General features: G+C 51.0%; 8 protein-coding genes and 1 pseudogene. 4 read left to right on the forward strand and 5 right to left on the reverse strand.

The genetic code is table 11. The features are described 5' to 3' along the window. Window positions 1-461 precede the first annotated feature (461 nt). Complete coding sequence (locus tag ACRRUX_RS14730; RefSeq protein ID WP_432531663.1) at window positions 462-1,535, reverse strand: methyl-accepting chemotaxis protein; 1,074 nt, start codon at window positions 1,533-1,535, stop codon at window positions 462-464. Window positions 1,536-2,125: 590 nt separating this feature from the next. Between ACRRUX_RS14730 and ACRRUX_RS14735 the strand changes: the two genes are divergently transcribed. Together ACRRUX_RS14735 and ACRRUX_RS14740 are read left to right on the forward strand one after the other, a co-directional pair. Further along, window positions 2,126-2,743: a c-type cytochrome gene (locus ACRRUX_RS14735; protein ID WP_432531665.1), complete on the forward strand. Its 618-nt coding sequence runs from the start codon at window positions 2,126-2,128 to the stop codon at window positions 2,741-2,743. 10 nt (window positions 2,744-2,753) lie between these two features. Further along, window positions 2,754-3,824 carry a c-type cytochrome gene (locus ACRRUX_RS14740; RefSeq protein ID WP_432531667.1) on the forward strand — a complete coding sequence of 357 codons (1,071 nt, stop codon included), beginning with the start codon at window positions 2,754-2,756 and terminating at the stop codon, window positions 3,822-3,824. Between the two features lie 63 nt (window positions 3,825-3,887). On the opposite strand, the gene ACRRUX_RS14745 is transcribed toward ACRRUX_RS14740, so the two are convergent. The 4 genes from ACRRUX_RS14745 to ACRRUX_RS14760 form a co-directional block, all read right to left on the reverse strand. Continuing rightward, on the reverse strand, window positions 3,888-4,451 hold the full coding sequence (locus ACRRUX_RS14745) for a LemA family protein (protein WP_432531669.1): 564 nt from the start codon (window positions 4,449-4,451) through the stop codon (window positions 3,888-3,890). Between the two features lie 26 nt (window positions 4,452-4,477). Then, window positions 4,478-5,743 carry a DUF3137 domain-containing protein gene (locus ACRRUX_RS14750; RefSeq protein ID WP_432531671.1) on the reverse strand — a complete coding sequence of 422 codons (1,266 nt, stop codon included), beginning with the start codon at window positions 5,741-5,743 and terminating at the stop codon, window positions 4,478-4,480. A 105-nt stretch (window positions 5,744-5,848) separates the two neighbouring features. Further along, the gene (locus ACRRUX_RS14755; protein WP_432531679.1) at window positions 5,849-7,120 is read right to left on the reverse strand and encodes a HipA domain-containing protein; all 1,272 of its coding nucleotides are present in this window, start codon (window positions 7,118-7,120) and stop codon (window positions 5,849-5,851) included. Window positions 7,121-7,219: 99 nt separating this feature from the next. Then, window positions 7,220-7,474: a helix-turn-helix domain-containing protein gene (locus ACRRUX_RS14760; protein ID WP_432531681.1), complete on the reverse strand. Its 255-nt coding sequence runs from the start codon at window positions 7,472-7,474 to the stop codon at window positions 7,220-7,222. Between the two features lie 1,145 nt (window positions 7,475-8,619). On the opposite strand from ACRRUX_RS14760, the gene ACRRUX_RS14765 reads away from it, so the two are divergent. Further along, the gene (locus ACRRUX_RS14765) at window positions 8,620-9,438 is read left to right on the forward strand and encodes a hypothetical protein (RefSeq protein ID WP_432531673.1); all 819 of its coding nucleotides are present in this window, start codon (window positions 8,620-8,622) and stop codon (window positions 9,436-9,438) included. A 137-nt stretch (window positions 9,439-9,575) separates the two neighbouring features. After that, window positions 9,576-9,925, forward strand: a pseudogene (locus ACRRUX_RS14770) (adenylate/guanylate cyclase domain-containing protein); the annotation flags it as partial.

Consider the following 9,925-nt stretch of genomic DNA (forward strand, 5'->3'; position numbering starts at 1 on the left):
TTGTTGACGACCCGCCTTCCACACTCGCCTTGTGGCTGAAACAGCGGTTAATGACCTTGCTTCAAGCGCATTGAACGTCCCCTGAAACAGAGCAACTATTAAATGAAATTGGTATTACACCGGGAGTGTATTTGACATAGTCACCGGACAAAACTGACGCGCTGTCAGCTGCCAACCCGAGAGCGATACTCACAACCATCCCCACGCGGCGCCTTCCTGAATCGCTATCAGCCGAATCTGCGACAAGCGCCATCGGCAAATACATTTAATACAGTTCTCAGCAGGAATATTCAGGCAGGATGATCCGTAAAAGCGGCAAGCCGGATTTCCGAATCTGACCATGGGATAGGAACGTTATGCCGGTTTGGCTGATACAACAGCTACAACAGCAAGCAAAACAACTGACAGGAAACCGGGGCCACACATTGCGGTTTTCCCCGGTACAGGCAAGGCAGGAAGGATCAGTGCATCAACTTATCGAGACAATGTACGACGTCCATACTGGCACGTTCCATTTCATCCAGGTGCCTGGCCATCCCATTGAGATCACCACACTTGCAGGCTTCAAGTGCCGCCTGCCCCTGCTCATGCACCCGCCGGTGGGGCGCGTCCAGCTCACGATAACCACTGCGACCGGCATACAGCTCGGCGCCCTGTCCCTGGCGATACCATTTGCCCAGACGACATTGAGTATGATCAGTCACGCTTTGAATGGTTTCAGGTTTCTCCAGCATACGGTAGATACCAGACTTCCACACGGCATGATCCAGCTTGGTCGTATTGAGAAACGCCGCCAGCGCACCATGTTCAATCACCTGTTGCATTTGCTGACTTCGACTCAACACATTGCTGACCACGGCAGAGATCTGTGTTGATGAGGTCGCCACGTCCATGGCGGTGTTTTGATTGGCATCAATGATGCCTTTGATATCTCCGGCCTGCGCCACAATTTGCCGTACCAGCATTTCAATCTGGTTACTGGCAGTATGCGCCTTACCGGCAAGCTGACGCACTTCATCGGCTACCACCGCAAAGCCCCGGCCCGCCTCACCGGCACGGGCTGCTTCAATCGCTGCGTTGAGCGCCAGCAAGTTGGTCTGCTCGGAAATCGCCTGAATGGCTGACACAAACTGGCTGATGGCAGAGGTGGTATTGTCCAATTGCTCGACTGCCAGCCGACTGCGACCAGCCTCCTCATTGATGGCCTCAGCCCGGGCACCAAGCCCTTCTACCGCCCTGCGGGTTTGATTAAACAGTTCATCCACTTCTGCCAGAGCTTCCTTCTCCCGCAGTGCATCTTCGGCGTTGTTCGCCATCGCGTCGCGCACCGCGTGCAGCATTTCGCCGCCCTGATTCTGACAGGAAATCACCTGTACAAAACTGTCGAGCTGCTGCACACAGGCTTCCCCCGCCGCCCGCTGCTGCGCCAGTTGTTGTTTGAGATCCGCCAGCTCCCGCGCATGGTGCTCGGAAAGTTCCGCCAATTGCCGCTTGAGCGCCTCGTTTTCCTGCTTAAGTTGCCGCCAGAACAACATAGGTTCTCCTGAATAATTCCGTTACCCGGCCGTCGTTTAATAGATAAGTATTGAATATTATTTCGTCGAAACAAGGAAAGACTGAATATATCTTTAGTATTAAAAATCGTCTGACTCGCCCCATTATGGCCTCGCAGCCAGTACTGAGCCTGAGTTCCGCGCCTTTTCCTCATCAACCGCTGTCACTCCTGTCAGGACATACTTCCCGGTTATTCAGACGTAATGGATATACTTTTGTTCTATACAAAAAACGAGCGCAAGCCGGACAAACTTTGCGTGCCGTTGGTTATACCAACTTCATTAATAGTTTGATCAATTCAGAGCGTGCGGGTTTCAATGCGCTTGATACAGTGCTGAGCCGTCTTGACATAGCACCACTATGACTTCGTCAGCTCGCAAGCCACATGGATGTGGCGAATGTCATTAACGCAGGAGCGGTTAATGACCTTGTCTCAAGTGCATTGAACTCCCGCTGAAACAGATCAACTATTAAATGAAATTGGTATTATTCAGGCGGTTTGGCATAGGATGAGAACAACCGCTCCGGCGGGCACTCCAGCTACAGGGCTTGAATCAAAAGGGAAGCTGATATGACCTCAACCACCACTGTTACTGCCGGGCTGCTTCTGGCAGTCGCATTCGCTCCGGCAATCGCCGCAGAGCCTCCTGCCATGCCACCTCAGGCAGCCGTGTGCACCAGCTGTCACGGCGCACAGGGTCAGGGCATAGTGCCCACCGGCCCACGGTTGGCGGGCCTGTCTGCCAGCTATATGGAAAAACAAATCAAAGACTTCCAGGCAGGCACTCGACAAAACGCCATTATGGCTCCCATGTCCATGATGTTGCAGGGAGATGCCGCCATCTCAACGGTCACCGGATTTTTCGCCGCGCAGCCCATCGCGCCACTATCCCCAATACTGCAGGGCGAGCAGCAGGGCTTTGAAGATCCCGCCCAGCAACTGGCATATATGGGAGACTGGTCGCGTAATCTGCCAGCCTGCGTGTCCTGTCACGGGCCTTCAGGTGTGGGAGGTGGTGACTTCCCCAGACTCGCCGGGCAGCAGGCCAATTATCTGAAAGATCAGCTCATCGCCTGGCAGAAAGGCACCCGCAAAGGGGATGTCGATAACATGATGGGCAATGTCGCCAACAAACTGACAGCCGAAGAAGTTGAGCTTATGGCCAACTATTTCGCCAATTTAAAATAAGGAGGTCGCCATGAATTATCATCTAATACTCTTGTTGGCGGCCGCCGGAAGCACTCTGACTCAGGCACAAACGCCGGTACCGGCAAATGACCAGCCTTTGCCAGACAGACAGGCGCAGCTGCCCGCCACTGCCAAAGTGGCAGGCGAGCAATACCTGACGCCCAGACCCATGAGCGCCATCCCCGACAATGCCTTTGGCGACAAAGTGCTGCTGGGCTATCGCCTGTTCGCCAACACCCAGCAACTGCGGGACAAATACGTCGGTAACGAGCTCAACTGCATCAACTGCCACATGGACTCAGGCCGCAAGGCCAATGCCGCCCCCATGTGGGCAGCGTATTTTGCCTACCCGGCGTATCGCAAGAAAAACGACAAGGTCAACAGCTTTGAAGAGCGGGTGCAGGGCTGCTTTAACTATTCGATGAACGGCCAGGCTCCGGCCAGCGGCAGCCCTGAGCTGGTGGCTCTGTCGGCCTATGCCTACTGGCTGGGTATGAGTGGTTTGATGGATGAGTATGGCGTCCAGGGCGAGGTGCCAGAACTGACCGATGCCCAGTTGCTGGCAGGTGGCAAAAGTGAAGACTTTCCTGTGCCAGATGCCATCAAGGCAGCATTAACCGTAGAGCAACGTGCAGCACTGCCAGGGCGTGGCTTCCCGAAAATTGCTGAGCCTGAGCAGGCTTATGATCCGGCGCGCGGTAAACTGGTGTATCAGGCCCATTGTCAGACCTGTCATGGCGCCGATGGCCAGGGCCAGCAGATGGGCGGCGTCTACAACCTGCCGCCGCTATGGGGACCGCAGAGTTTCAATTGGGGGGCCGGTATGCACAGGGTCAACACCGCCGCCTACTTCATTTACGAAAACATGCCTCTGGGTAAGAGCATCCAGCTGACCAACCAACAGGCCTGGGATGTCGCCGCCTATATCGACTCACAAAAGCGGCCACAGGACCCACGCTTTAACGGCGATGTGCAAAAGACCAAGGCGCAGTACCACCAGCACGATGGTTACTATGGCGATGCCCCCAATGGCATCAATCTGGGACAGGATGCCTATCCCAACTTCCCCAAACGCCAATAGGTGCCAAAACAAACAGCCCACTTCGAGTGGGCTGTTGACTGTATGACCCGGGGATAACCTGTGCTACAGGTTCGGTTTATAGTCAAAACCCGATTGCGCCTCGTTATCGCTGAAACTGCGGATCTTGCGCTTATGAGCAAACATATTATTGATCAGTGAGCCGGGGAACATTTCGATGGCGTTATTGAAGTCTTCCACATTGGCGTTGAAGATGCGGATAGCTGCGCCCACCTGCTCCTGCTGCTCGCTGATCTCCGCCATCACCTTAAGGTAGGTATCCGAGGCCTTGAGTTCAGGATAAGCTTCCACTGTCAGTTGCAGCCCCTGCATTAAGCTGCGGGTCTGGCGCTCGGCTTCAGCCAGTTTCGCGGTATCCACCCCTTCAGTCATTTTGGCAATGGCGCTGCGCAGCTCAGTCACCCGGGTCAGCACTTCAGATTCGTGCAGCTTATACTGCTCCACCAACTGCTCTACCATAGGGATGATTTTGTTCTTCTGCCGCTCCTGAGTCAGTACCGTCGCCCAGGCTCTGTCCACCGCATTGTGCTTACCGATAATACCGTTGTAGAGCACGATAATACTGATGATAACCAACACCACCATGCCCACCAGAATAGCCATTTCCATCTGCTTGTCTCCTGTTGCAGTCCCAATCAGGGATTGGACGTAAAATTATTATCACACAGCCGCATCATCTCATGGGCGGTGTCCAGCAGTACGCTCAGCTCTTTCAATTCAGTATGCCGGGCGATTTCTTTGGCGAATATCTCAGGTTTGTTGAGACCAAACTTACGCTTTACCGTAAGCAGTTCATTGACCACCGCCATACACATGCTGCCATCGGGCGCTATCTCCACCACAGGCCCCAGAAAATACTGCCCCAATCCGGCCAACTTCTCTTCCAGCGCCGGCGTCAGCAGTCGCGCGGCCGTCATGGTATCGAGGGCATACACCTTGAACAGGCGGTTAAAGGCATTGGACGTCCCCGTATAGGACTCACCTCTGGGGCTGATACTGTTATCTCCCCGCAGGCACACACCTCTGGCATAGGGGAAATCCAGCAAAATGCCGTAGCGGTAATAATCCTGCCTGACAGTGCGGGTCCTCGTCCGGCCATTGGAGTCCCGCTCAGTGACCTGACGTGTCACCACATAATGAAAGGTATAAAGCTGATAATCAAAGCTGTGGACACTGCCCTGATACTTACCCTGATACAGGGCGCTAATCTCGCGCAGGTCATTGCCGCGGTTGAACTCACAAAAGCGCGCGGCCAAATCGGCCGCCATGCCCTTGCCGTAGGTCATCACAGGTTGCAGTTGATTGTTGAACATGGCATCGCGCAGGTAGATACGGTCTGAGATAGGATCGCGCCAGTGACTGCGGCGTCTGAGCCAGAAAAGCATCAGCAGCGACACAGGCAGGTTGAACATCATCAAGCCAAACACCGCCGTATGTGCGCCAACCAATTGAGATAAGGAGCCAAACAGGGTTTGCCAGTACACTTCCGGCCAGTTGGGATTAATCGGCAACACCAATCCGGCCACAGCCCATATCAGCATACGGGCCCATTTGGCCTGCGGGAGCGGTAGCCCAAATCCTCTGTCATCCAGCCAATATCCCAAAGTAACCAGGATAGCGGCCGGATACCAATAGGCGCTGCTGCCAAAGTAAAACTCCAGCGCCCGAAACACCATTGAGCTGTTGCCTTGCCCCCAAAACAGCCACGCGGCCGTGGTCAGCAGCAGCGACAGCGCAAGCCCACAGAACACCCGATACCAGGTATCCTGATAATCCAATGGCCCAGGATGATTGGCCACATCCTCAATCACAGCCACCAGGTCATCCTGGCTTGTTGCCTGCTCCACCGCCTGACGAATACGCTCGATATTGCGGCGCACTTCGCCGTTATGCGACTTCATCCATCACGTCCCTGATTTAATTCTATTGCTGGCAATAAGTTGCAGTGCTCAGAATGGAATTACAAGTTTGTTCACCCTATCCATGAATAATCAACCATGGCGTGCTCACACCGACGTGGTGCGAATATCTGCCAGCATGGCGAGATACTTATCGCAACTGGCCAGCACCTGGCGGCGATACTCAGCAATAAACGCCTGCTCATCTGCATTGGGCTGTGCCAGCATATCAATCACCCTATCCAGATGAGCGCGAATGCCATTGGCCATATTGGCTAAGTTTTCAATGAGCAGCGCCCTTGGCAGGCTCAATTCTTCAGCAAATGCCGCAAGCTGATAGGCAAAAACCTTGTTGGGATTAAACTCATCATCAATGGCCATCGCCATGTCCTGCTCGAACTCTTCATACAGGGCAATATTCACCAAATCATACCAAGGCGTGGGTTCCAATCCATCCGGAGTCATAAAGAAGGAGTAATTTTTACCGTGGGCATCGCTATTGCCAGTTAACAAATTGAACAAGGCCCACCTGAGCATATCGACTCTGGCAGCAATCGGCGTGACACATGAATCAGCCAGGCCAAACAACCGCTGAAAGCTGACCCCCTCACGAATATCCCGAACGTCACGACCAGAGCCAAGATTACGCTCATATTTTTTATTCACACTGAAACCCAGCGCCTGACAGGCATCAACCATATGACGCCTGAGCACCCTGTTTTGAGTGCTGACATAGCGACGGTCGAAGCGCTCAACGCACAGCGCCTTGTGCTCGCCAAATTGCACCACCTCAACCTCAGCCACCTTCATGCCAATCGCTTTGGCCAGCCGCATGGTCAGAAACTCGTTGATGATAAGGTGCCTGTGCTTTTCAAACTTGAGGATATGGGTCGAGCACAAATCGCCTTCGCCAAAACCAAAGACCTTGCCATCGAAAAAAAGGTTCAGCTTGGGCTGCACACCCGCCACCGACAATCTGGGCTTACCATCCCAGACTTCCATTGGCCAATGCTGCGGATCTTCAAGCCGCTTTATCACCTCAGCATCCGTGATGGGACGAAACTCAGTAGGCGGAATCGCCTCACCCGCAGGCACAAAAGCAATTGCGCCAGCGGTGTCCAATCCAATCGCTTTTATCAGCGCAAAGGTATTACCACGGGACACGCCAAGGGACTCAATCAAATAATCCAACCCCCGGTTTTCCGGCAGCAGGTTCACCAGAAACATGGCGATTTGGCTACTCTTACCTGAGCCATCTAGCGGGATCATGGGCGATACAGGAAAGCCATGATCCTGCCAATCGGGGCGATAGCTCACTGCGAACCGCTCACTGTCAGGCTCAAATGTCAGCTCACCAATCACCCTGTCGCCCAGATGCATATCCAGCGTCAAGCGTGCGCCTGTCCCGCCAGTTGCTGCCGATTGTGCCTCTTTTGATTGTGCGTCAGTTGATTGCGCATCAATTGATTTCGCCATCGCCTAGTACCACCCATCTGTGCCTGTGCGAGCGCTGGCGCTGACGTCACCCTTTTGCTGCACCGCCAAACGCACCCCCAGACCATCCAGGATTTTGAATAGAGTCGAGATATACACATCCTCCCCCTTCTCCACCCTAATAAAGGTTTTCTTGGTCACGCCACATAACATGGCCGCCGTATCCTGCGTCAGCCCAACCCGCTTGCGACGTTCTTTTACCAGCAAGCCCAAGGATTTCTGATCAAGTGGTGATTGCATCATGCCGTGCCAAAAAGTGTACATAGCTACACTCTAGACCCAGAAAAGCCAGCTGACAAGCTCAAAAGTGTAGCAATCTACACTTTTATTAAATCAGGAGTCTAGAGACACCTAAAAGTGTAGATAAATACACTTTTATGGCCAATCAATAGGGATATCTAGAAATAGTGTATCTTTGTACACTTTTTGAATTAAGGATTCGGAAGGACGAATTGCAACCACAATGACGCATAAGCCTTCTCCATGACCCTTTAATAAACAGAAAGCTGCGACTTTGGGATGATTTGCAGGTATCAATTTGTAAACCGCCTTGCCCCGAAAGCGTTGAGTAAATACTCTTCCTTATCAGCAAGATAGTTTGCAGACCAGGATGGTCAGGGACGACTTGAAACAGCAGTTTGAGATCAGGTTGAAAAAGCCAAGGCAAGGACGCGGCACCCCAGCATAGTTCACCCTTTGCTCATTTTTAGCTTCTTTGCGCTGCGTCATAATCCCCCACCCCAGCTTACAGCAGAATCACTATCACACTGTTTTACATGAATATTAGCAGTACCGGCAGTTTGGTAGCCAGAAAGCCACGGGCGGTAGCGTCGTTGAAGCTTGGCGGCACAAGCTCAGCAGTGCTTGTTGATAAGGTAATCGCCATTCAGGCGATGCAAAGTCGTGGGTCTCCAACCCACACCCGGGCAAAGGGGATAGTTTCGACATACCCCCTTTGCAATCCCCCTGCGACTCCCGACGAAGCGGACAGCCCCTCGGTGATTCGCTTCAAATTGCCTATCGCACCAGACGATCGTCCCTGATTCGACTGGTGCTGGCTCGGCGTCCATGCCTCGCCCACGGCATTTGAAGCAATCCCCATCGGCCGCGTCGAGGGAGACTAGGTGTACTCTGCCAGCACCGTGCGAAAGTTAACTCATAACGTCCTTTCAGCAACCCAGCGGCTACGCGCATTCATGTTCTTGGGATATATATCGACATAACAATCATCTACACCACTTAAAAGGATTGAGTGTCCGGTATTTTCCCTTAGAGCAGGATACAAACATAAAGCCTTCAACCAAGATATTTAGTGAAAGAGTTATGGGTGTCCTCACTCTTTGACGCTCAAGTCTTAAAAATTGATATCAGTTGGTAAATAAATAATGAAAGAAATAAACTTTAAGATATCGTACCGCAAAGGTGATGCGGATGATGGACGATTAGATATGTATGATGCGTCTAAATCGCTACAAGGTTTTGCAAAAGCACTTTCCATTACTACGCACGCAATGCTAAACGATGGTGAGATTAAGAAGAAAGGCAATCGAATTGAAGGGGCTAAGCTATATATCCATCCTTCACGAAAGGGTAGCTTTGAAGAACTGCTGACTTTGGCTATTGAAGAAAAAGTTGCTTTATCTATTGGCGCAAGCGTTGTCGCTAACGTTTTTTACGACCTTATAAAATGGACCTGGTCACAAACTTTAGAAAAAACTTACGAGCCTTCTACGCCACAAGTAAAAAAGCTTCGTGATCGTGTTGAACCTTTCATTGGCGAGATGGAAGAAGCTTTGGAAATTCCCTTAGAGCAAGCTCATCGCCCAATAAAACAGAATAAAAATATGACAATTTCCATTGTGCGTACAAAAGTTGGTGATGTTGTAACTCTAGATCAAAATACTCTTAAAAGTGTTTCTCTTTCAACTGAAAATAATTTGATCACGGGCATTACAGGAAATGTAACTAGATTTAATATTCTATCTGGATTTGGGCGCTTTTATGATGACAGTTTAGATAAAACCGTATCTTTCAAATTACAGGAGTCTGTAACGTCCGTTCAAAAACAGTGGTTTCCTTGGTCAATGTATCATGCCCAAAATGGTGATGGCGGCAAAATACAGCTAGAGGTTAAACGTGTCATGACCGCAAAAGGTGCTGTAAAGCGTTATTTAGTATATAGCGTAACTGAGGTAAAGAGCTAACAAACGCTTAAAGAGTTACAGCCAGCGCACGGCATTTTACTATGCGTTGGTTTTCGTGATTACGGTGTTATGCGGAAAGTTAATAGTAACGTTGTCGGCCCCTTAAGCGGACGTTAGTAGCTAGAGGAGTTCTGTAGTTGGAAACCAAATACAAAGAATATAAACATGAGGAAAGCTTTGATCGATTAGATGAGATTTTGGATTCGTCTGATACATCCTTCCCAGAGGTTAATGAGATACCGTCCAGAGATAGGTTGACATATAAGAATGGTTATTATGTAAATTGTTCTGCTCTCTTCGTTGATATTAGAGACTCATCAGAATTACCGAATAAGCACAAGCGTCCAACTTTAGCCAAAATTTATAGAAGCTACATATCGGAAATAGTTGCAATAATGAATGGGAATACAAACTGCTCCGAAATTCGTATTGAAGGTGACTGTGTTAGTGGTATCTACAATACACCTATGAAGTGGCAGATTGACAG

It is taken from the genome of Shewanella sp. GXUN23E (assembly GCF_050865035.1).
Classification (GTDB): Bacteria; Pseudomonadota; Gammaproteobacteria; order Enterobacterales; family Shewanellaceae; genus Shewanella.